This is a genomic window from Salinibacter sp. (assembly GCF_042218895.1).
Lineage (GTDB): Bacteria > Bacteroidota > Rhodothermia > Rhodothermales > Salinibacteraceae > Salinibacter.
Genome location: NZ_JBDGQQ010000150.1, coordinates 1 through 22,903, shown reverse-complemented (window position 1 = coordinate 22,903; position 22,903 = coordinate 1). Strand labels below are relative to the sequence as shown.

General features: G+C 64.1%; 14 protein-coding genes. 4 read left to right on the top strand and 10 right to left on the bottom strand.

Going from position 1 to position 22,903, the window contains the following annotated elements; all coding sequences use genetic code 11:
• The 4 genes from ABEL04_RS12605 to ABEL04_RS12590 all read right to left on the bottom strand — a co-directional run.
• The coding region (locus ABEL04_RS12605) for a TolC family protein (protein ID WP_375802745.1) at positions 1-892 on the bottom strand (892 nt) is incomplete at its 3' end.
• A gap of 123 nt (positions 893-1,015) precedes the next feature.
• On the bottom strand, positions 1,016-4,162 hold the full coding sequence (locus ABEL04_RS12600; RefSeq protein ID WP_375802744.1) for an efflux RND transporter permease subunit: 3,147 nt from the start codon (positions 4,160-4,162) through the stop codon (positions 1,016-1,018).
• Positions 4,163-4,304: 142 nt separating this feature from the next.
• Positions 4,305-5,420, bottom strand: a complete 1,116-nt coding sequence (locus ABEL04_RS12595; RefSeq protein ID WP_375802743.1) for an efflux RND transporter periplasmic adaptor subunit — start codon at positions 5,418-5,420, stop codon at positions 4,305-4,307.
• Positions 5,421-5,584: 164 nt separating this feature from the next.
• Complete coding sequence (locus ABEL04_RS12590; protein ID WP_375802742.1) at positions 5,585-6,061, bottom strand: nucleoside deaminase; 477 nt, start codon at positions 6,059-6,061, stop codon at positions 5,585-5,587.
• Between the two features lie 441 nt (positions 6,062-6,502).
• Between ABEL04_RS12590 and ABEL04_RS12585 the strand changes: the two genes are divergently transcribed.
• The 4 genes from ABEL04_RS12585 to moeB all read left to right on the top strand — a co-directional run bounded on the left by ABEL04_RS12585 (position 6,503) and on the right by moeB (position 9,792).
• Positions 6,503-7,456 carry a PLP-dependent cysteine synthase family protein gene (locus ABEL04_RS12585; RefSeq protein WP_375802741.1) on the top strand — a complete coding sequence of 318 codons (954 nt, stop codon included), beginning with the start codon at positions 6,503-6,505 and terminating at the stop codon, positions 7,454-7,456.
• A 96-nt stretch (positions 7,457-7,552) separates the two neighbouring features.
• Complete coding sequence (locus tag ABEL04_RS12580; RefSeq protein WP_375802740.1) at positions 7,553-7,990, top strand: Mov34/MPN/PAD-1 family protein; 438 nt, start codon at positions 7,553-7,555, stop codon at positions 7,988-7,990.
• A gap of 111 nt (positions 7,991-8,101) precedes the next feature.
• On the top strand, positions 8,102-8,392 hold the full coding sequence (locus tag ABEL04_RS12575) for a ubiquitin-like small modifier protein 1 (RefSeq protein ID WP_375802739.1): 291 nt from the start codon (positions 8,102-8,104) through the stop codon (positions 8,390-8,392).
• 182 nt (positions 8,393-8,574) lie between these two features.
• On the top strand, positions 8,575-9,792 hold the full coding sequence (gene moeB, locus ABEL04_RS12570; protein ID WP_375802738.1) for a molybdopterin-synthase adenylyltransferase MoeB: 1,218 nt from the start codon (positions 8,575-8,577) through the stop codon (positions 9,790-9,792).
• Between the two features lie 108 nt (positions 9,793-9,900).
• Here the strand turns inward: moeB and ABEL04_RS12565 are convergent, their stop codons facing one another.
• The 6 genes from ABEL04_RS12565 to ABEL04_RS12540 form a co-directional block, all read right to left on the bottom strand.
• The gene (locus tag ABEL04_RS12565) at positions 9,901-12,990 is read right to left on the bottom strand and encodes a T9SS type A sorting domain-containing protein (RefSeq protein WP_375802737.1); all 3,090 of its coding nucleotides are present in this window, start codon (positions 12,988-12,990) and stop codon (positions 9,901-9,903) included.
• 334 nt (positions 12,991-13,324) lie between these two features.
• Entirely contained in the window at positions 13,325-16,213 is a 2,889-nt protein-coding gene (locus ABEL04_RS12560; RefSeq protein WP_375802736.1) for an FG-GAP-like repeat-containing protein, read from the bottom strand.
• A 725-nt stretch (positions 16,214-16,938) separates the two neighbouring features.
• Positions 16,939-17,379 carry a hypothetical protein gene (locus tag ABEL04_RS12555; protein ID WP_375802735.1) on the bottom strand — a complete coding sequence of 147 codons (441 nt, stop codon included), beginning with the start codon at positions 17,377-17,379 and terminating at the stop codon, positions 16,939-16,941.
• Positions 17,380-17,629: 250 nt separating this feature from the next.
• Positions 17,630-18,448 (bottom strand): hypothetical protein, encoded by an 819-nt coding sequence (locus tag ABEL04_RS12550; protein WP_375802734.1) that lies wholly within the window; start codon positions 18,446-18,448, stop codon positions 17,630-17,632.
• Between the two features lie 346 nt (positions 18,449-18,794).
• A complete protein-coding gene (locus ABEL04_RS12545) occupies positions 18,795-19,523 on the bottom strand; it encodes a helix-turn-helix domain-containing protein (RefSeq protein ID WP_375802733.1) in 729 nt (242 codons plus the stop codon).
• Positions 19,524-20,328: 805 nt separating this feature from the next.
• Positions 20,329-22,903, bottom strand: a 2,575-nt coding sequence (locus tag ABEL04_RS12540; RefSeq protein ID WP_375802732.1) for an ATP-binding protein, incomplete at its 5' end; no start/stop codon positions are given.

Here is a 22,903-nt window from a genome sequence, read left to right as displayed (position 1 = left end):
AGCCGGCCGTCACATCGATGGAGGGGAAAAAGTCGGCGCGGGTTTCCCGTTTCTCAGCCCGGGCGGCCTGCAACGCCTGCTGGGCCTGCTTGAGCGCGGGACTCTCCTGGAGGGCCGTCTCTCTGAGCGAGCCGTATCCGAGGCTCGTGTCCACGGCAATCGATGAGGCAACGGCGTAGCGGACCGACGCGTCGCCGGGGCGGCCCAGGAGCCGGTTGAGCTGACTTTTTGCGTTGACGAGTGCCGTCTGCTGCCGCAGCACGCGCGTTGAGTCGGCATTGAGGTCGACCCGTGCCTGCCGCACCTCCAGGTCCGACGCCGAGCCGAGCTTCCGCCGCAGCTTGACGATGCGGAGGCGCTCGCGCGAAATCGCGGCGGCCTCCCGCAGCACGTCGAGCTGCTGTTGCTGGCGCGCCACGTCGTAGTAGCCGTCAATCACATCGGCCGCCAGGGCTTCTAGTTCCTCCATCGTCGCGGCCGCCTGCCGGTCCCGCTCCGCCCCGAGGCGGTCGTACGTGGCGAAGGGCTGCAGCCCGTCGAACACCGTCCACCGCAGATCCACGCCCGCGTTGGCCTGTGTCGACTTTGCCCCGTCCGTATTCTGCGTCTCTCCGCCGAGAAACGTCTGATCGGACGACGTGATCGTCTCCGAATAGCCCGCCTGCCCCGACAGCGTCGGCAAGAAGCCCGCGTTGCCGAGCGACACGTTGTTCTCGGCGATGTCGACCTCGCGCCGGGCAATTTGGGCCTGCTGGTTGTTCTGGAGGGCGCGCTGGACGGCGGTCTCGAGGCGCAGGGTGTCGGGACTTTGTTGCGCCTGAACGGAGGGAGAGAACAGCGTGCCCCCTCCGAAAAGGAGAAGCGCGAACGCGAGACGAGTGACGGTGTCCATGTACGGAGACGGACGCAGGTGCAGAGAATTGAGCAGATCATATTGCGTATTTCGTGTTGCGTATTCCGCCTCTCGGAGCAAAAAATACGCAATACGCAACACGCAATACTCGGAGCAGCGCTTCTATCCGGACGGCACCCCCTGTTGTTGCGTCGCCACGTCTTCGTCGGGCAACCCGTCGCCGGTCGCCGCGCCGTCGCCGCCCACCAGCACGGGCCCCGCGTCCTCGCTCGTAAAGTAGGTGTACGTGGCGGGGATGACGTAGAGCGACAGGAACGTTCCGATGAGGAGCCCGCCGATGACGGCGATGCCCATCGGCATGCGGCTCTGCGCCCCGGCCCCCAGCGCCAGCGCGATGGGCAGTACGCCGAGGATCGTGGAGAGGGCCGTCATGAGGATGGGGCGGAACCGCACCGCCGCGGCCTCCTCGATGGCCTCGCGGATCGAGAGCCCCGCGGCCTTGCGCTGATTCGCAAACTCGACGATGAGGATGCCGTTCTTGGCCACCAGCCCGATCAGCATGATCATGCCGATCTGGCTGAAGATGTTGAGCGACTGGTTGAAGTACCAGAGGAACAGCATGGCCCCCGCCAGCGCCAGCGGCACGGTAAGGAGAATGATGAACGGATCGCGGAAGCTCTCGAACTGAGCGGCCAGCACCAGGTAGATGAGGAGGAGGGCCAGCCCGAAGACGTAGAGCAGCTGGTTCGAGGTCTCCTGGAAGTCGCGCGACTGCCCCGTCAGCGTCGTCGTGAACGCGGGCCCCAGCACCTCGTCCGCCACGCGGTCCATCGCGTTGATGCCGTCCTCAATCGTGTTGCCGGGGGCCGGGCGGGCGCTCACGGTGGCCGACATATACCGGTTGAAGCGGAACAGCTGCGGCGGCGTGGCCCGCTCCCGCACCGACACGAGGTTGTCGAGCGGCACCGTCTCGCCGCTAGCGGAGCGGACGTAGAGGCTCGTCAGGTCGAGCGGCTCGTCACGATGCTCCTCCTGCACGGAGGCGATGATCTCGCGCTGCTCGCCGTCCCGCACGAAGAAGCCCACCCGCTGCTCCGCCAGGGCCAGCTGCAGGGTCCGGGCCACGTCGAGGGGCGAGACGCCGATGTTGTCGGCCTTGTTGCGATCGATCTCCACCTGTAGCTCCGGCTTGTTGAACTTCAGGTTCACGTCCACGAACGCCAGCTCCTCCTGCTGCCGCGCCGTCTGCAGGAACCGTGGCAGCGCCTCACGGAGGTTGGCGACACTGGAGGTCTGCAGTACGTACTTCACGGGCAGTCCCCGGTTGAACCCGACCGAGATGGTGGGCTCCTGCGAGACGTAGGTGCGCGCGCCCTCCAGCTGGCCCAGGGCCGCCTGCAGGCTGTCGGCGTACTGCATCTGCGAGACGTCCCGCTCCGACGGCGGCACGAGGCGCGTGAACATGAACGCCGAGTTCACCGAGCTCGACGCCCCGAAGCCCGGCGACGTCACCGAGATGATTGACTTCTGGTGCTTCTTGGGGAGCGTCTCGTTGACCGTATCGTACATCTTGTCGACGTACCGGTCCATGTACTCGTAGGTCGCTCCCTCCCGCGCCGTCGTAAATATGCGGAGGAGGCTCCGGTCCTCCAGGGGGGCCAGCTTCTGCGGCAGCGTGAAGTAGAAGGTGCCGATGAGCACGGCGCACGCGCCCATGATGACGAACGCCGCCCACCGGTGCGCCATGAAGGACTGCAGCGAGCGGCGATACGCGTCGGTGAGCGCCTCGAAGAAAGGCTCGGTCTTGCGGTAGATCCAGGGCTTCTCGTCCCGCTGTTTCAGCAGGCGCGTGGACAGCATGGGCGTAAGCGTGAGCGCCACGAACGACGAGAACGCCACCGCCCCGGCAATGACGAGGCCGAACTCCTTGAACAGCTGGCCTGTGAGCCCCCCCATGAAAATGATGGGCGCGAAGATGATGACCAGCGACACGGAGGTGGCCACCACGGCAAAGAAAATCTCGCGCGTCCCTTCCAGCCCGGCTGTCACCGGGTCCTTGCCCTCCTCGATCTTGGCGTAGATGTTCTCCAGCACCACGATCGCGTCGTCCACCACGAGCCCAATGGCCAGCACGAGCGCAAGCAGGGTGAGCACGTTGATGGAGAAGCCCATCGCGTACATCACGAAGAAGGACCCGATGAGGGCGATGGGCACCACCACGAGCGGGATCAGGGTGGACCGCCAGTCGCGGAGGAAAAGGAAGATGATGAGGACGACGAGAAGGAAAGCGATGAAGATGGTCTGCTGCACCTCGTCGATGCTGTCGCGGATCGGCTCGGTGTTGTCGAAGCCGATGCCGAGCTCCAGGTCGCTGGGGAGGTCCGCCTTGATGCGGTCGAGCCGGCGGTAAAATTCGTCGACGATGTCGATGTAGTTGGCGCCGGGCAGCGGGCGCAGGACGACGCCCACCATGGGCGTGCCGTCGCGCTGCAGCTGCGTGCGCCGGTTGCGAGGCGCAATCTGGGCCGTCCCCACGTCCTTCAGGCGCACGGTTTGCCCCTCCGGGCTCTGCTTGAGGATGAGCGACCGGAAGTCCTCAACGGTTTTGAGTCGGCTCTTCGTGCGCACCGTGAGCTCGACCGTCTCGCCCTCGATGCGGCCCGACGGAAGCTCCACGTTCGAGCGGTCCAGGGCGCGGCGCACGTCGAGTGGGGTGAGGTCGTAGGCCGCGAGCTGCTGGGGGTCGAGTTGAAGCCGCATCGAGTACGTCTTGTCGCCCCAGATGTCGACACGGCTCACCCCGTTAATCGTCTGGAGGCGTTCCTTGAAGCGCTTGTCCGCAATTTCCGTGAGCTCCATCAGGCCCCGCGTGTCCGACTTGATGTTGAGGAAGACGATCGGCGGCGCGCTGGCGTTGGATTTGGACACGCTGGGCGGCTCGGCGTCGGGCGGGAGCTGTTGTTGAGCGCGGCTCACCCGGTCGCGCACGTCGTTGGCCGCCCGTTCGAGGTTGGCGCCGAGGTCAAACTCGACCGTGATCGTCGACCGCCCCTGCCGGCTCACGGACTCGATGGTCCGGATCCCGTCGATGCCATTGATCTGCTCCTCCAGCGGCTCGGTGATCTGCGAGTCGATCACGTCGGCGTTGGCCCCGCGGTAGGAGGTCGTGACGCTGATGACCGGCGGGTCGACGGCGGGGTACTCGCGCACGCCCAGGAAGTAGAAGCCCACCGCCCCGAAGATCATGATGAGCAGCGCGAACACCGTCGCCAGGACGGGCCGTCGGATGCTGAGGGAGTAGAGCGACATCTGCGTCTGAGCGTGTGGGCGTTTGTTCGCGGAATGCCCGCTTCGGAGGAAGGGGACAACCGTCGGGGAATGAATCGTGAAATGTGATGCGTGAACGACAGCCGGAAGGCGGCCTCATGCGTTACGCTTCACGCATCACGTATCACTCAAGCGTTTCGACACGAATCGGCAGTCCGGCTCGAAGGTCTTGAATCCCGGAGGTAATGACCGTATCCCCGAGGGCGAGACCATCAGTCACCTGCACGGTCGAGTCGGTGCGGACGCCGAGCGTGATATTGCGGGGCTGGGCCGTGCCGTTGTCCACCACGAACACACGCTGGCCGTCGAGCGTGGGCACCACGGCGAAGGAGGGCACGACGATGGCGCTGTCCACCGTCCCCAGGGTCACGGTCACGTCGGCGAACATGCCGGGCCGGAGCGTGCCGTCGGGGTTCGGGGCGCGGGCGCGGAGTTGGAGGGTTCGGGTCTCGGGGTCCACACTCGCGTTGTCGGCATACACCTGCCCGTCGAGTGTGCGGTCCAGGCCGCGAACGCTAAACGAGATCGATTGTCCCGGTTGCACCTGCGAGGCGTACTGCTCGGAGACCGAAAAATTGACTTTGATAGGATCGATCCGTTGTAGGGTCGTGATCGTCGTCTGGGACGAAATGTAGGCCCCTTCGCTCACCTTCCGCAGTCCAACGACCCCGCTGAACGGCGCCCGGATCTTCGTCTTCTCGATGCGAGCCTCCACGAGCTTCAGCTCGGCCTCCAGCACCTCCACCTTGTTCACGGTGGCGTCGTACTCTTCCTGGCTTACTCCGCCCTCGGCCAGCAGCCGCTTCTGACGCTCGGCGCGGTCGCGGGCCAGCTGAAGCTCGTGCTCCAGGCGCTGCTTCTCGGCCTGCAGCTCCGCGTCGTTGATCTGAACCAGCACGTCGCCCTCCTGCACCCGGGTGCCCTCCTCGAAGCGAATGTCGGTGATCTTGCCCGAGGCCTCGCCGGTCAGCTCCACCGACTCGTCGGCCCGCAGCGTGCCGGTCGTGCGGATCCGTTCGGTGACGGTGCCGGGCCGGAGCACCGTGGCGTCGACGCGCGTCGGGGCATCGCTCGACCCGCCCCCTCCCCCGGAGGAGTCGGAGCCGCTGATCTTGGGGAGGGCCAGGCCGACGAGCACCAGGGCGGCGACCCCAAGGCCCACCAGGCGCTTGGTTCGAGTTGTCCATCCGGTGTCGTCGGGGGAGGCATCCGAAGCAGTGGAGGAGGCCGAGTCACTCATGGAGAAGAGTAGACGATCCAAGCAGAACGTATTGCCCCGCCCGCGGAGGGCTGAGCGGACACCGTGTACGACCAGTGCTACCCGGAGCGCTCACTTTGGTTCGACGAGCGGGCGGCCCCCAATCTGTGAGTGTTCAGTTCTTGTGTCGGCGAGAGCCGCCGAACCTACCCCTCCGGAAAGATGGCCGCAGCCTCGTCTTCGAGCACCGGCCCGACAACCTCCACGTCGTGGTTTCCCCGATCGAGCACCTCGCGGCACGATAGGTGAAGCTGACGTCCGGCCTCTCCCTTCATGTCGTACAGACGCTCGGCGCGGAGGCCGAACACGACCCGTCCGATGCGGGCCCAGAACACGGCTCCCGCGCACATGGCGCATGGCTCTGTGCTGGCGTAGAGGGTGGCGTTGCGAAGCCGATCGGCCCCATACTGCTGCGAGGCGACGCGGACGAGGTTGGTTTCGGCGTGCCCGGTGCAATCGCCCGTACGGGCTTCTGTGTTGCCCGCACGCTCCAGGACCGTGCCGTCGGGCGCAACCAGCACGGCCCCAAACGGCGGATTGCCTGCGTCCCGGGCCGAGACCGCTTCTTCGATGGCGGCCCGGACGAAGCGCTCATGGTCGAGGGCGCTGGAGACATCCGACATGTTCGGAGAGCAACTGTGACGAGGGTGACACTGGTTCACAGGGAAAATTGGAGACCGAACGGAGCGTTCCGGCGGGGGCTCCCTCGAAGACAAAGTCTCTTCAAGAATGTGACGATGACGAGGGGCTCCGGTCGTAGCCGGAACGTTCCTGAAGATGCCCATGTAGCAACATTGGCTGTCTAATGCTGGTCCTCTTATTCGAAAAGGTAAATCCATGCGGGTGTCCGCCTCCTCCATTGCGGCCTGGATGATCATGGCCCCGGCCACCGTCCGGTGTTGTTGTCGGTGTTGTCCGGTTGACCTGGAGAGGCTGCGTCTGGTCGGTGCCCCGCCTTCCGCCTGCGATGGAGGGTGATTCCTGCCCGACATTCTGCTGACTCTGTGGCCTCTCCGGTTCGCCCGCGAGAGGTCTTTTCTTTTGGCCATCCTGTTTTTTGCGTGATGAGCACTGCTGTTTCTGCTGCCTCCCCCTCCCCGACACCGTCCGTCCACTCCGCACCGGCGGACTTGATCGACAATATCGGCCAGACGCCCCTCCTGCGGCTCGACCGCGTGGCCGCCGACGTGCCCGAGGCGGTGACCGTCTACGGCAAAGCGGAGCACCTCAATCCCGGCGGCTCCGTGAAGGACCGCCCCGCCCAACGGATGATCGAGGACGGCCTCGACTCGGGCGCCTTCCACCCCGACCAGACGCTTATCGACGCGACGAGCGGCAACACGGGCATCGCCTACGCGATGATCGGCGCGGCGAAGGGGTTGGACGTAACGCTCGCGCTGCCCGAGAATGCGTCCGAAGAGCGAAAGAAGGTGCTGCGCGCCTACGGCGCCGAGCTCCTTCTGACGGACCCGATGGCGGGCACCGACGGGGCGCAGGAGCGCGTCAAGGAGATCGTGGCGGCCCACCCGGACCGCTACTTCTACCCCGACCAGTACAACAACGACGCCAACTGGCAGGCCCATTACGACGGCACCGGCGCCGAGATTCTGGAGCAGACCGACGGTCAGGTATCGCACTTCGTCACGGGCCTCGGTACCACCGGCACGTTCATGGGCGTGACGCGTCGCCTGAAGGCGCACGACGCATCGATCCAGTGCGTGGCCGTCGAGCCCGCCACCGCGATGCACGGCCTGGAGGGTTTGAAGCACATGGACACGGCCCTCGTGCCCGGCATCTACGACCCTAATTTGGCCGATGCCCACTGCACGTACGACACCGAAACGGCGGTCGCCCTGACGCGGCGACTGGCCCAGGAGGAGGGACTGCTCGTCGGGCCCTCGGCCGGCGCCAACGTGGTCGCGGCGCTCGACGTGGCCCGCTCACTGGACGCTGGGGTCGTGGTGACGATTCTCTGCGATACTGGGACGCGCTACCTGAGCGACGACTTCTGGGAGTAGTTCGTATTTCGTATTGCGTATCATTTTGCCCCGACCTCCGACATACGCAGTACGAAATACGCAATACGATCCGCCCAATAATTGCACTGCACCCCGATGATCACGACCCCGAGTGTCCTCGACGCCATCCGCCAGCATGGAGCGGACGCCTACCCCGAAGAAGGCTGCGGCTTTTTGCTCGGCACGGTGACCGACGACGGCGAGAACCACGTGACGGCGCTCCACCGGGCCACAAATCGCCGCTCGGAGCGTCGCACCCGGCGCTACGAGCTTACGGCCGACGACTATCGCGACGCGGACGCGGCGGCGCAGACACAGGGGCTCGACGTGGTGGGCGTGTACCACTCGCACCCCGACCACCCGGCCCGCCCCTCGGAGACGGACCTGGAGGAGGCCACCTTCCCCGGCTTCACCTACGTCATCGTGTCCGTCCATGAGGGCACGCCCGACGAGGTTACCGCCTGGACCCTCGCCCCCGACCGCTCGGAGTTTCGGCGCGAGGACATCGCCGTGCCTGCCCCCAAAACCATCTAAAGCCCTCCGCAAAGTGCCACGTTGCACCACAAGGCTCCTGTTCCAACCTCAATTTTCCAACCCTCACCTTCCAACCTTCAACCTTCCAACCTTCAACCCCCAACGACCACCATGCCAGACACGAAAACAACCGTCACCGTCCGCATCCCCACGCCCCTCCGCTCGGCCACGGACGAACAGTCCAACGTTGAGGTCGAGGGCACCACGGTCGACGAGGCGCTCCGCACGCTCGTGGACCGGTACCCCGACCTCGCCGACAACCTCTACGACGAGGACGACGAGCTCCGCCAGTTCGTAAACATCTACGTCGGCGACGAGGACGTGCGCTTTGGCGACGGCGTCGACACCACGCTGGAGCCGGACGACGAGGTCTCCATCGTCCCGTCCATTGCAGGCGGATGAGGCGACCCCGTTCCGGGATGCCCCCAATCCCCGTCCTGCTCGCCTCCAAGTCATTTGCACTTGCCGAAACGACGGACGTATTGCGTGTTGCGTATTCCGTGAAAGCAGCCCTCTCGCCCCCCATGGTACGCAATACGCAATACGCAACACGAACGATTTTGGAGTAATTGCCCCAACCCAACATGGCCACAACCACCGCAGAACCGGACCCGCAACAAGCAGAACTTTCGTCGGACGAGCTGCAGCGCTACAGCCGGCACCTCACGCTGCCCGAGTTTGGGCGCGAGGGGCAGGAGAAACTGAAAAACGCCTCCGTCCTGCTCGTCGGCGCGGGCGGCCTCGGCTCCCCCGCCGCTACCTATCTCGCCGCGGCGGGCGTCGGGCGCATCGGCCTCGTCGACTTCGACACCGTGGAGGCCTCCAACCTTCAGCGTCAGATTCTCTACGGCACCAGCGACGTCGGCCGTCCCAAGTTGGACGCCGCCTCCGAGCGCCTCGAAGACCTCAATCCGCACGTCGAGGTCGAGCGCCACGAGGTACGGCTCACAAGCGACAACGCGCTCGGCATCATCGACGACTACGACGTGGTGGCCGACGGGACCGACAACTTCCCCACCCGCTACCTCGTCAACGACGCCTGCGTGATGACGGGCACCCCCAACGTGTACGCGTCCATCTTTCGGTTTGAGGGCCAGGTGTCGGTCTTCGCCACCGAGGACGGCCCCTGCTACCGCTGCCTCTACGAGGAGCCGCCCCCGCCGGGGCTCGTCCCGTCGTGCGCCGAGGGCGGCGTGCTCGGCATCCTGCCCGGCTTCATCGGCACGCTCCAGGCCACCGAGGTCATCAAGCTGCTGGCCGACGTGGGCGAGCCGCTCGTCGGCCGCCTGCTGATGTCCGACGCGCTCCACATGGACTTCCGCACCGTCAACGTGCCCACGAATCCCGACTGCCCCGTCTGCGGCGACGACCCGACGGTGACGGAACTGATCGACTACGAGGCCTTTTGCGGCATTCCGCAAGACGACGACGCCTCCACAAACGGAACCGCCGACACCGACGTGTCTGACTCCGACGACGCGATCCCCGAAACCTCCGTCCACACCCTCAAGCAGCGACGCGACGCGGACGACGCCCCGTTTGTGCTCGACGTGCGCGAACCGTACGAGGCCGACATTGCCAGCATCGACGCCGACCAGCTCATCCCGGTCGACGAGCTGGAGGACCGCCTCGACGAGCTGGAGGCCGACCCGGATGAGGAGATTGTGGTGCACTGCCGCTCCGGCGGGCGCTCGGCGAAGGCGACGGAGTTCCTGCGCGAGAAGGGCTATGACGCGTCCAACCTGGCGGGCGGCGTGCTGGCGTGGAGCGACGAGATTGACTCGTCTGTGCCGAAATACTAGCAGCAGTCCGCATCGACATGGCACAGGGACCCCACAGCCGAGCGCCGGGGGTCCCTTCTTGTTCCAGCAACGATTTGTGGCGGATAGAATCTCCACCGCTGCAACTCGCTACCGCACCACCGTCAGCTTCTGGGTGCGCGTCTGCCCCCCGGCCTGCAGCCGCAGGAAGTACAGGCCGCTGGAGAGGCCCGACGTGTCGAGCGTCCGCTCGTGGCGGCCTGCCTTCTCCGCCTGGACCACCGTCCGTACCTGCCGCCCCAGCACGTCGTAGAGGCGAAGCGTCACCTCCTGCTTCTCGGGGAGGGCGTAGCGGACCGTCGCCCGGCTCCGAGCCGGGTTCGGATACGTGCCCAAGAGCTGCACCTCGGTCACGCCGCGCTCGACGGTGACCGTTTTGCTGAGGTGTGTCGTTCCGTCGGTGTCGACCTGGCGGAGGCGGTACTCCAGCCGATCTGCCGCGTAGGGCAGTCCGGTGTCGGTGAACCGGTAGGTCTGGGCCTCGGTCGTGGTGCCGCCGGAGGCCTTGCTCTCGACGAAGCCAACTTTCTGCCAGGCGTCTCCCTTCTGCGTGCCAGGAGCAGGTGCGTCTGCGACGCGGCGCTGCACCGCGAAGCCGGCGTTGCCGGTCTCCGAGGCGGTCTGCCAGGTGAGGCGGACCTTGTCGTCCTCAACCCGCGCCTCGAAGCTAGCCATCTCGACGGGAAGGACGCCTTTGGTATTTTCGTACCAGGCAATTTTATCGTCCTGGTTAGAGGTGGAAAAGACGTCTGGGTCCCCGCCCCCGTCGATGTCCACCGCAAAGACAGACGTGGCTGAAGCCACCTCGGTAGTCACGACCTGTCGGTTGCCGAAGCCGTCCGAATCGGCCTCACCCTCTCCTACCAGGCTTTCGTACCAGGCGATCTTGTCGTCGGGGGCAGAGAGCGCGTCGGCGTCCCCGTCCCCGTCGACATCCGCTGCAAAGACCGACGAGGCACCATTGTCAGGGGTGATGACTTGTTGGGTGCCGAAGCCATCATCGTCGGCTCCACTCTCCCCCACTTGGTTCTCGTTCCACGCGATCTTGCCGTCAAGAACGGAGGAGGCGGAGAGCACGTCGGCATCTCCGTCCCCATCGAGGTCCGCTGCAAAGACCGCTGAGGCATTATCGTAGAAGGTGATGACTCGTTGACTCCCGAAATCCTGAACGGCCCCTTCCTCTCCAAGTTGGTTCTCGTACCAGGAAACCTGGCCGTCTCCCGCATTGGCAGAGAGGGGATCAGGGTCCCCATCCCCGTCGATGTCTGCCGCATGCACAGATCCAGGTCTGTCGTCGAAGTCGATGACCTGTTGGGCGCCGAAGCCGTCCGAATCGGCTCCGCTCTCTCCCACCTGGCTTTTGTACCACGCAATCTTGTCGTCCCCTTCGGAGGCGGAAAGGGCATCGGCGTCTCCGTCCCCGTCAAGGTCCGCCGCGTGGACGGACTGGACAAAGTCTGCGCTCGTGGTAATGACCTGTTGGGGACCGAAGCCATCCGTATCGGCTCCGCTTTCTCCCACCTGGTTCTCATACCACGCAATTTTGTTGTCCCTAGAGGAAGCGGAGAGAGCGTCTGGATCCCCGTCCCCGTCGACATCCGCCGCGTGGACGGAATGGGCCGCTTCTGCACCTGTAGTGATGACCCGTTGGTCGCCGAAGCCATCCGTATCGGCTCCGCTTTCTCCCACCTGGTTCTCATACCACGCAATTTTGTTGTCCCTAGAGGAGGCGGAGAGAGCGTCTGGATCCCCGTCCCCGTCGACATCCGCCGTGAATACGGACTCGGGGGTGGCCACAGTGGGGACGATGATTTGTTGGGGGCCGAAGCCATCCGTATCGGCCCCGCTCTCTCCTACCTGATTCTCGTACCAAGCGAGCTTCTCCCTACTTGCAGAGAGGGCGTCGTTATCCCCATCTCCATCTAGATCCGCGGCAAAGACCGACTCAGCCCCCTCTGCACTAGTGGTAATCACCTGCTGGGCACCGAAGTCATCTGAATTGGCCCCGCTCTCTCCCACCTGGCTTTCGTACCATGCGATTTTCGGATCGGTATCTGAGCCTCTCGGGGAGGCGGACAAGACATCGGCGTCCCCGTCCCCGTCGACATCCGCCCCGTGGACAGAAGTGGCCTCATCCATGTTTGTGGTGATGACCTGCCGAGCGCCGAACCCGTCCGCATCGGTCCCTCCCTCCCCGATTTGATTTTCATACCAGGAAACCTGCCCATCCCCTATGCTGGCAGAAAGAGCGTCGGGGTCTCCGTCCCCATCGACATCCGCTCCGTGGACAGAAAAGGCCTCCTTCGCATCGGTGGTAATGACCTGTTGGGCGCCGAAGCCGTTCGAATCGGCTCCGCTTTCTCCCACCTTGTTTTCGTACCAAGCGACCTTGTTGTCATCGTTGGAAGCGGAAAGCACGTCAGCGTCCCCGTCCCCGTTGACGTCCGCCGCATAGACGGACTGGGGGGCTTGTGCGTCGGTCGTAATGACCTGCTGGTTCCCAAACCCATCGTCGTCAGCTCCACTCTCTCCCACCTGGCTTTCATACCAGGCGACCTTACTTTCCTCGAAAGAACTAACGGCAGTGAGGACGTCTTTGTCTCCGTCCCCATCGACGTCAGCCGCAAAGATAGACATAGGGTTGGCCTCGGTATCGATGACCTGCTGAGGGCCAAATCCATCGCTGTCGGCCCCGCTTTCTCCTACCTGGTTCTCGTACCATGCAAACTTTTCATTGCCGCCGGAGGCGGAGAGGGCGTCTGGGTCCCCGTCCCCGTCCAGGTCCGCCGCATAGACGGAGTGGGCCGTACGGGCTTTGGTGGTGATGACCTGCTGGTCCCCAAAACCATCGCTATCAGTCCCGCTATTCCCGATCTGGTTCTCATACCAGGCAATATCGGGAATCCCCCGTGAGGCGGAAAGGACATCGGCGTCCCCGTCCCCGTCGACATCTGCCGAAACGACATCCCTCACGTCAAAGGCGATTCCTTCCGTAATGACTTTTTGCGGTATCTGGGCTTGCGCGTTCTGAACCCCCAGGAGACCCAGCGCCACCAGTGCCAGAAGGCTCACCACGAGAAAACCTGTCGTTTTGGGGAACCACCTTTCTTCCGTGTGCACCGCGGGAAGATTGGCGAAGAGCTGTCGAAAGGAGGACGGCGAAGGGTTGCGTTCAAACATGGCGGATCGACGGATTGGGATCGAGAAAAATTGTGAGCGTGGACGGGGCGTGCTGGACGACGAGGCGCGTATGGCGTCGGGCCGAACCTGCCTGTAATTAGAAGAGTCAAGCTTCGACCACAATATGCCTCGTCTTCTCCCCTACCTTCATCGTACCGACTCGAAATTGCGAATGTGGGACAGTTCTTTGGTCGTATGCGACATGTCCCGCGCGAACCGAAGCCTGTAGGACGTGACCTTGGTGGCGAACGGCCAACCCGCGTTGATCGAGGGGCCACCCGACTGTCCTCGGAAATGCCCCCGAGAAGACAGCCGGGCAGCCCCCCGACCTCCGCTACCGCACCACCGTCAGCTTCTGAGTGCGCGTCTGTCCACCGACCTGCAGCCGCAGGAAGTAGACGCCGCTCGACAGATCCGACGTGTCGAACGCCCGCTCGTGGCGGCCCTCTGTCTCCGTCTGCACGAGGGTCCGCACCCGCCGCCCGAGCACGTCGTAGAGACGGATCGTGACCTCCTGCTTCTCCGGGAGAGCATAGCGCAGCGTCGCCCGGCTCTGGACCGGGTTCGGGAACGTGCCGAGGAGTTCCACCTCCGTCACGCCCCGCTCGACGGTGACCGTCTTTGAGAGGTGCGCGCTTCCGTCCGTGTCGACCTGCCGGAGGCGATACTCAAGCCGGTCGGCCGCGTAGGGCAGGTCCGCGTCGGTGAACCGGTAGGATTGGGCCTCAGAGGTGGTGCCGGCACCCTCCACGGAGCCGACCGTCGTCCATGCGCCCTCTCCCCCATTCGCCCGTTCACCGGCGCGCCGTTGCACCTCGAACCGGGCGTTGCCGGTCTCCGAGGCGGTCTGCCAGCTCATCCGCACCTTCTCGCCTTCGGCTCGCGCATCGAATCCGGCCATCTCGACGGGAAGGACACCTTCGGTATTTTCGTACCAGGTGATTTTGTTATCGTCGGCGGAGGCGGAGATGACATCTGGTTCAGAGTCCCCATCCAGATCTGCCGCGTAGACTGATGAGGCTCCCCCTGCGCTCGTGCTGATCACCTGTTGACTCCCAAAGCCGTCGCTGTCGGCTCCGCTCTCTCCCACCTGGTTCTCGTACCAGGCGATCTTGTCGTCATCAGAAGAGGCAGAAAGGATATCCTGAGATTCGTCTCCGTTCAGGTCCGTCGCATAGACCGACTGCGCCTCTACAGCGTTGGTACTGATGGTCTGGGGCCCACCGAAGCCGTCGTCGCCTCCTCCGTTCTCTCCGATTTTATTCTCGTTCCAGACAACTTTATCATCCTCGTAAATTGAACTGGAAACAGAAAGGGCGTCCTTGTCACCGTCCCCGTCAAGGTCCGCGGCAAAAACGGACTTAGGTCTGCTCACGCTGGCAGGGAGCACTTTCTGGTCGCCGAACCCATCGTCGTCGGCCCCGCTTTCCCCGATCTGGTTCTCGTACCACGCGACCTCGTCGTCATCTTCGGAGGCGGAAAGAACATCTGGATCAGAGTCTCCATCAAGGTCTGCCGCAAAGACCGACTGGGCCCCCAGCACACCGATGATGATCACCTGCTGAGCTCCAAAGCTGTCGGTGGCTCCGCTCTCTCCTATTTGATTTTCGTACCACGCGATTTTGTCGTCATCCTGAGAGGCAGAGAGGACATCTGGATCAGAGTCCCCATCCAGATCTGCCGCGTAGACTGATGAGGCTCCCCCTGCGCTCGTGCTGATCACCTGCTGACGTCCAAAGCCGTCGCTGTCGGCTCCGCTCTGTCCCACCTGGTTCTCGTACCAGGCGATCTTATCGTCAGCACCGGAAGCAGAAAGGATGTCCTTATCACCGTCCCCATCCAGATCTGCCGCGTAGACCGATGAGGCTCCCCCTGCGCTTGTGCTGATCACCTGCTGACGTCCAAAGCCATCGCTGTCGGCTCCACTCTCCTCGACTTGGTTCTCGTACCAGGCGATCTTGTTATCGTCGGCAGAGGCGGAGAGAACGTCTTTGTCCTCATCCCCATCTATGTCTGCAGCATGAACCGACTGGGCAGCCGTAACGCTGGTGGTAATCTCATGCTGGTCGCCGAACCCATCGCTGTCACTCTCATTCTCACCGATCTGATTTTCGTACCATGCGATCTTGTCGCCACTGAGGGAGGCAAAAAGAGCATCGGGGGCGTTATCACCGTTTAGGTCCGTTGTGGAAACCGATTGAGCTGACGCATTGGTTGTAATCACCTGCTGACTCCCAAAGCCATCGCTGTCGGCCCCGCTTTCCCCTATCTGGTTCTCGTACCAGCTAAGATTGTTTGAGCCGGACAATGCGTCTTTGTCCCCATCCCCATCGATATCTGAAGCAGTGACCGCATTGGCAGCCGTTGCGCTCGTGGTTATAACTTTTTGAGGCCCAAATCCGTCGCTGTCGGACTCACTTTCTCCAATTTGGTTCTCGTGCCAAGCGATCGTGTCGCCGAAACTAAAAACAGAGAGAACATCTTTGTCCCCATCCCCATCAAGGTCCGATGCATAGACTGAACGGGCTCCGTTTGTATTGGTGGTTATAACCTGTTGAGGTCCAAACCCATCGCTGTCGGCCCCGCTTTCCCCTATCTGGTTCTCGTACCACGCGATCTTATCATCTCTCTGAGAAGCGGAGAGAACGTCTTTGTCCCCGTCCCCATCCAGATCCGCAGCATGGGCCGAGAAGGCCAAATCTGCGTCAGTAGTTATTACCAGCTGGTCGCTGAACCCATCGTCGTCGGCCCCGCTTCCCCCCACCTGGTTCTCGTACCACGCGACCTTGTCGTCATTCTGAGAGACGGAGAGGACATCCTTGTCCCCATCCCCGTCGATGTCTGTTGCATAAACCGAACGGGCTCCGTCCGCATTGGTGGTTATAACCTGTTGAGGTCCAAACCCATCGCTGTCGGCCCCGCTTTCCCCGATCTGGTTCTCGTACCAGGCGATTTTATCATCTTGAAGCGAGGCAGAGAGAACGTCTCGGTCCCCATCCCCGTCTAGGTCTGCTGCCTGAACCGACCAGGCTTCGGTCGCATTCGTGGTAATCACCTGTTGGCTTCCAAAACCATCGGGACCAGCCTCACTTTCTCCCATGCGGTTCTCGTACCAGGCGATCTTATTGTCCTTGGAAGCAGAGAGAGCATCTTTGTCCCCGTCCCCGTCAAGGTCTGCTGTAGAGACGGACGTGGCTCCGTCAGTCTCGGTAGCGGCGATCACCTGTTGGGGGATTTGAGCGCGAGCGCTTTGGGACCCGAGCGTGAACAGGGCCAGAAGGCTTACAGCGAGCAGACATATCGCTTCAACTCCCCTCCTCTCTTCCGAGTGCGCTGCGAGAGGGGTAGCGAAGACCTGCCGAAAGGAACACGGCATTGGGGTGCGTTCAAACATGACAGATTGACGGATTGGGATCGAGAAGAATCGTGAGCGTTGGCCAGGCATGCTGGACGACGAGGCGCGAACGGGGGTTGGCCGAATCCGGCCGTGTCTGGCAGAGACATTAGATTTGAAAGGTCATACGATGGGCGCGAGTCGGCCCGCCTTTCTCCCTCGGTTTCGCCTCGTGCTGCCAAGCGATCGGATATGCGCGACAGTTCGTCGTTCGGGGGAACACGCCGGAACGAAAAGGTGCACGTTCATCTCTCCGGTGGCAGGCGACGAGAGAGGCCGCCTCCGGCCCGTCTCACCGCCCTGCCTGGCATTTAGTTGGTGGACGAGAAGTCCAAGTCCTGTCGCTCGATAACGGACTGGGCCCGGTCCCCAGACCATCGAGTATGCACCGATCAATCAATGGACCCGCATCCGCGAATGTGGGACAATTTCGTGTCCTGAAGCGACAGATCCCCCCAGAGCCGCCCCCGAAGCGTGCCCAAGCCGTCCCATCACCGCCCCTCGGATGGGGCACCGCGCCCTGTGTCTGTGGAGGGAATACGCGTCCTCCGAGATTAGAAAGGGGTCTCCGTATTGCCCGCTTCGACGACGTAGAGGTTGCCGCCGCCCTGCTGCTCCGGCTCCGTATCTTTCTGGAACGCCTCCCCGTCACTGAGCAGCTGCAGGGTGATCCCCTCCTCCGACGACGTGGTCGCTTCGATCCGAACCCCGACCAGTTCCCCCTCAAGATCCTCCTTCGAAAGGTCCTTCGTCCACACGCCGTCGTCCGGCAGGGTGATGTTGGTCCCGTCGACGCTGACCCCTGTGTCCTCGAAGAGGGACTGGCTGTAGCCGATTCCAAGCCCGGACGGCCCCTCGATCCGAACGGACAGGTCCCCGTTTAGCGGGTTGCCGCCGCCTCCACCGGAGTCGCAGGCGGTAAGGCCAACGGAAAGGAGTCCAACGATAAGAGCGGCGATGACCAGCCGCGCGGCGTGCGCGGCAGATGTGCGCATAAGCATGACAGAAATGGTGTACTTGGTGAACTGACTACGGAAATGAAACGGCGGGCCCCGGCCCCGCAGGGTCGGGCCGCGGTCGCTCGCCGGCCGGGCCGCCGATAGTGCACCGACCAATCAATGGGCTGCCGTCTGCGAATGTGGGACAATTCTGTGGCCGTATGCGACATGTCGCATGCGGACCGGGACATGTCGGAATTGAACCGACCGAGCTCCGTGATCTTGAAGGCCGGACGTCTCGTCCTCCTCACGAGCCGGCCAATTTCTCTTTGGTGACCTTGTCAATGGCCGCCACGGCCTGTTTCGTCGCCTCCTCGCAGAGGGGCTGAATCTTGCTGGGCTCCATGGTCACGCCCCCCACCGTATTGACGTGGTTGTTGGAGCGCTCCGTCCGGCTGATCTCCAGAATCGTGTTTCCATTCCGGTCGACCATCTCCATCCGGACGGTGGCCTCGATGTAGGCCCGGTCCGGACTGATCGGAAGGAACCAGTACCAGAAGGGATTGTCCTCGATCATCGCATAATCGGCCGACACGAACAGAAGGGCGTCGGCCTCCTGCGGCACGGCCCCGAACATCTTCTGCTGCCGGTCCGCCAACGGGGCGTCCTGGCCCAGATTGTACTTTTTGTACCCCTCCGGTACCAGAAGGCGATTCAGATTTTGCAGCCGCTCGTCGCGGGACGCCTTGTCTAGGAGCTGGAAGTTCCGGTAGCGCTTCGTCTGGATGACGTTTTTCTCCTTCATCACGGTGACGGGGAGGCGCTTGGCGTACGGGCCGTACGTTTTGCTGTCGAGCAGGTCGACCATCGGGGAGAGGTCGAACTTCTCGTTCTGTAGGAGGCGCTGGGCCAGGGTGCCGGCGCCGGCCCCCGACGCCAGCGTCCCCTCTTCCTGCAGGGCCGAGAGGTCGATGTGCTGGTCCACGGTGATGATGGGCACGGCCACCTGGTCGGCCTTCTTGACGTTGGCGGTCTCCAGGGTCGAGCCGCATCCTGCAAGCAGGACGGCGATGGCAATCAACGTGCCGAAGAGGGCAAACGGGTGCTTTCTAGGTCTCAAGAACATGGCGTGTCGTCGATCTTGTGATGAGGTCTTGTGGTGAGTGCACGTGAGAATTCAGGATGTGAGAATTCAGGGCAATCGTCCCGCAACGTGCGGGCGCTAAGCAAACAGACCGCGTCGGGCTTCTCCGACGATGGGTCTCCGAACACCGCGTTCGGTGCCCCCCGACCCGTCCCCTCGGGACGGATCCTCGTTTGGGGGAAGCCCTCCTCCATCCGTCTTGCGTTGCCGAACGTGCACCGACCAACCAATGGCACACCGTCCGCGAATGTGGGACAATTCTATGTTCTGATGCGACATGTCGCATGCGAACCGAGATCTGTCGGAAACGAACAGACGGAAGCCTCCGCTACTCCCCGTGCCGCTCGGCGTAGACGGAGGGCGGGGCGCCGGCGTGGTCCCGAAACGCCTTCGCGAAGGCCGAGGGGGAGGCAAACCCGACCGCCGCGGCGACCTGTTTGACCGTCTCCGCTCCGGTGGCCAACAGCTCCTCGGCGCGCTTGAGCCGCCGCCTCCGGATGAACGCAGCGGGCGTCGTCCCCATCGTGTCCTTCATCCGCCGCGTGAGTTGCCGCCGGCTCAGGCCGACCGCCTCGGCCAGCTCCTGTGCCGTAAACGCCGGGTCGCCCAGCCGCGCCGCCACCACCGCCTCGACGGCCTCCGGCAGCGGCGCGTCCGGCACCAGGGGCGGGCCGGGCGAGAGGCCCTCCGCCGCGAGGTGATGCCCCACCAGGCGGCGCAGATCCTGCCCCGCCACCGATTCTGGAAGAACCGGCTCCGTGTCGCCATTCGCTTCGATCTTCTCCTCTGTGCCGGCTGGCGGCACCAGCAGCACCGGCGCCGCGTCCACGTGCGGATCGGCCCGCAGTCGGCGATAGAGCGTAAGGCCTTCTCCCTTCGCCGACCGCAGGTCGCTTAGAATCAAGTCCGGAGGGGAAAGAGCCCCCTCCACCGCAGACCGGACCTCGTCGAGATGGGCCGCCTCCAGGACCCGGAGGGGGCCCTCCAGTGTCTCCCGCAGCGCCTCGCGGCGACTGCGGTCTTCCACGACGATAAGCACGACGGCCGTGGTCGACATGACGGACCTGCGGGGATCGGGGTAGGACGCCGAGCGTCGCGCGTTTTCCCGGCGACGGCCCCACTCAGCGGGTCGGCGCCCGGTCACGCACAGGTCAAGAACGGAACCCGCGTCCGTGGATGTGGGACAATCTTATGTTCTCAGGCGACATGTCGCATCCGAACCGAGATGTGTCGGACGCGGTCGGACAGGGCGCCTCTCGGTTCCGCTCCTGTTCGGCGGGAACGGAGAGGGTTGCTATTCTGCTCCGTCGTGCCGGAATGTGACTTTACGAGTTTAACCGCAGTACGTCATCCGCTGTCTATCGAAAGCAGGTGCTCATTCTGGGAGGGAGCTACCTGCTTCTGTAATCTGGCGTTCATTTTTCGCTAGATCGAAAAACGAACCAAAAAGATCACGGCTGTGAACAAAATGCCTGTCTCCCGACAGCTGTCGGGATGCGCTGAAATTCTTCAAACTCGTTCGCTCCGCTCACTCAGGCAGTGAAGAATTTCCGAGCGCTCCGCCTCTGCCGTCGTCCGGGCGGCATTTTCTTCAAGGCCGGAGGGACCGATTCCACGGCTTGGCAGCCGCCCCAGGCTCTGACGGAGACATCGGAGCGTCCTGCGATTTATCTCAAAAAACTACAAACGAAGTGGGACTGAGCGAGAGGGCGCGTGGGACAGAGGAAGAATTAGCACGCGGACGGTCCTGACATACGTCTCTCACCCTCGACTCTCGACCCTCGATCCTTCCTCGACTCTCCTCTCTACGCCCCCATGCTCCCACGCCCCCATGCTCCCGCGCCCTCATGCCCCCGCGCTCTCTACCCAGTATGCTCGGAGGGGGGATGCCCCACGTGCTTCCGGAAGGCCTTGGAGAACGCGGACGGGGACCGGAAGCCGACGGCGTAGGCCACCTCGGCCACAGTCTCGGCCTCGCCGGCGAGCAGCTGCTTGGCCTGGTCGATGCGGCGCGCCCGAATGAAGGCGGCCGGGGTCTGACCGATCGCCTCCTTCATCCGGCGCGTCAGTTGCCGACGGCTCAGTGCCACGGCCTCCGCCAGGCGGTCGACCGAAAACTCGGGATCCCCCAGGTGGGCCTCCACCGTTTCGGTCACGGTTTCCAGAAATGAGACGTGCTCCTCCTCCACGACCCTCTCCATCGACTCCAGACGCACTTCCTGCCGGTACTGGTCGCGCAGGTGCTCGCGGGCCGCCAGGTGGTTTTCGATCCGCTGCCGCAGCTCGGTCACGTCGAACGGCTTCGACAGGTAGTCGTCGGCCCCGCAGTCGAGCCCCTCGATCGCGCCCTCCGTCTCGGCGCGAGCGGTCAGGAGGAGCACCGGCGTGTCCCGCAGGGCGGGGTCGCCCTTGATCTTTTCGCAGAGCTCGAAGCCATCGACCTCCGGCATCATCACGTCGCTGAGGACGAGGTCTGGGGCGTCCTCCTGCACGGCCTGCCAGCCCTCGTTTCCATCTGACGCCTCTCGGACGTGCCAGTGGGCCGACAGCTGCTCCCGCAGGTAGGCGCGCATCTCGGCGTTGTCCTCCACCACCAGAACCGTGGCCGTCTCTTCCCCCACCTCCTCGCCTGGTGCCTCCTCGCCCGGTGCCTCCCCGTCGCCGGAGGCTTCTCCATCGCGCCTCTCCGGCGAGTCGTTCGGCGTCGTCCTCGGTTCAGCGGGCAACTCGTCGCCGTGCCCGTCGCCTCTCGCCTCCATGTCTCCCCGCTTCCAGGCTCCATCGCCCCTCGCTCCCTCGCATCTCGCTGCCTCTGCCGCTGGCACGAGGGGCAGACCCACCGTAAAGGTCGTCCCCTCCCCCGGGCTGCTCTCGACCTCAATGGTGCCCCCGTGCAGCTCCACGAGCTCTTTGGTGAGGGCCAGGCCCAGCCCCGCGCCCTCGTGCTCGCGGGTGTCGGAGCCATCGACGTGTTCGAACCGCTCAAAAATGCGATCCTGCGTCTCGGCGTCCATGCCCGGCCCGGTGTCGGACACCTTCAGGATCGCCTCGCGGGCCGCACTACCCCCGGCAGCGCGGGGCGTCGTCCGCTCGCCGATCCAGACGGTGACCCGCCCGCCGCTCGGGGTGAACTTGAGCGCGTTTGACAGCAGATTGTTGACAATCGATTCGACCTTCTCCGGATCGAAGCGGGCCTGAAGCCGGTCCCCGACGGCGCGCACCCGAAGATCGATTCCTTCCCGCTCGGCCATCGACGTGAAGGCCTTCGCCGTCCGGCGTATCACCCGGCCCAGGTCGCCGGGCTGACGGTCGAGCTCCATCCGACCGGCCTCCAGCGTGGCCAGGTCCAGCAGCTGCTCGATGAGGCGCTGGAGACGCTCTGCGTTCCGAACCATGCGCTTCACCTGCTCGGTGCCGAAGGCGATCGTCTCCGTCGTTGCGTCGCGAAGCGCCTCCTCCAGGGGGGTCAGAATCAGCGACAGGGGCGTCCGGAATTCGTGGCTGATGTGGGCAAAGAAGCGGTTCTTCGCCTCGTCGAGCTCGGCGAGGCGCTCGGCCTGGGCCTCGGTCTTTTGCTTCTCCGCGGCCAGCTCCTCGGTGCGGGATTGGACGGCCGTCTCCAGCTCCTCCTGCCGCCGGCGGAGCCGGTAGGTGCGCCAGCGCCAGGCCCCGACGCCGAGGCCAATCAGCCCAAGGCCGACCAAAAGCTGAAACCACCACGTCTCGTAGAAGAACGGTGGAATCGTGAAGGAATACGTCGCCGCCGGCCCTGGCGGCGCTTCGCCCAGCCGGGCGCGCACCTCGAATCGGTAGGTGCCGGGCTCCAGGTCTGTGTAGCGTGCAAAGTCGCGCTGGGTGGTCTGCCATCCGGTGTCGTGGGGGACGAGGCGTATCTCGTAGCGCACCCGATCCGGGTAGCGAAGTTCGGGGGCCGTGAAGGAAAACCCGACCGTACGCTCGGAGGCGGCCAGCGCCGAGTCGCCAGCCAGGGCCTGGTCGTTAAGATTGACCTCCATCTCGGTCAGAAGCGACGGCGGCGAAGAGAACCCCCAAGAGATCTGCCCTTCCGGAAGCAGGGTGAGGCCATTTGGATGGCTCACGTACAGGGTATCGGCCGTCAAGAAGGCTCCGGTCGCCGTGTTGGACAGGAGCCCGTCGGCCTGCGTGAGGTGGCGGCGGACGGCTCCGGTGGCCGCACTCACCAGATACACGCCGTTCTGGGTCGAGGCCAGGACGAGGCTGTCGCCGGCGGCCCGGACGTTCCGGACAGACTCGTCTTCCAGGAGGAGATGAGGCGCGTCTGTTTCCGGATCGATACGCAGCAGACCGCCGCTTTCAAAGGCTCCCCACACCTGGCCCGTCGGGTCCGCCACCATGTGGAGCCCCGTGGCCCCGGCGTGCTCGGGGAACGTGGCAAGCGTGTCCTTCACGGTCTCC

Bases quoted from the DNA above. Each gene is read 5' to 3' on its own strand.
- ABEL04_RS12575 (WP_375802739.1), top strand. From the start codon at position 8,102: ATGCCAGACACGAAAACAACCGTCACCGTCCGCATCCCCACGCCCCTC.
- ABEL04_RS12590 (WP_375802742.1), bottom strand. From the start codon at position 6,061: ATGTCGGATGTCTCCAGCGCCCTCGACCATGAGCGCTTCGTCCGGGCC.
- ABEL04_RS12550 (WP_375802734.1), bottom strand. From the start codon at position 18,448: ATGTTCTTGAGACCTAGAAAGCACCCGTTTGCCCTCTTCGGCACGTTG.
- ABEL04_RS12600 (WP_375802744.1), bottom strand. From the start codon at position 4,162: ATGTCGCTCTACTCCCTCAGCATCCGACGGCCCGTCCTGGCGACGGTG.
- ABEL04_RS12565 (WP_375802737.1), bottom strand. From the start codon at position 12,990: ATGTTTGAACGCAACCCTTCGCCGTCCTCCTTTCGACAGCTCTTCGCC.
- ABEL04_RS12580 (WP_375802740.1), top strand. From the start codon at position 7,553: ATGATCACGACCCCGAGTGTCCTCGACGCCATCCGCCAGCATGGAGCG.
- ABEL04_RS12555 (WP_375802735.1), bottom strand. From the start codon at position 17,379: ATGCGCACATCTGCCGCGCACGCCGCGCGGCTGGTCATCGCCGCTCTT.
- ABEL04_RS12545 (WP_375802733.1), bottom strand. From the start codon at position 19,523: ATGTCGACCACGGCCGTCGTGCTTATCGTCGTGGAAGACCGCAGTCGC.
- moeB (WP_375802738.1), top strand. From the start codon at position 8,575: ATGGCCACAACCACCGCAGAACCGGACCCGCAACAAGCAGAACTTTCG.
- ABEL04_RS12585 (WP_375802741.1), top strand. From the start codon at position 6,503: ATGAGCACTGCTGTTTCTGCTGCCTCCCCCTCCCCGACACCGTCCGTC.
- ABEL04_RS12595 (WP_375802743.1), bottom strand. From the start codon at position 5,420: ATGAGTGACTCGGCCTCCTCCACTGCTTCGGATGCCTCCCCCGACGAC.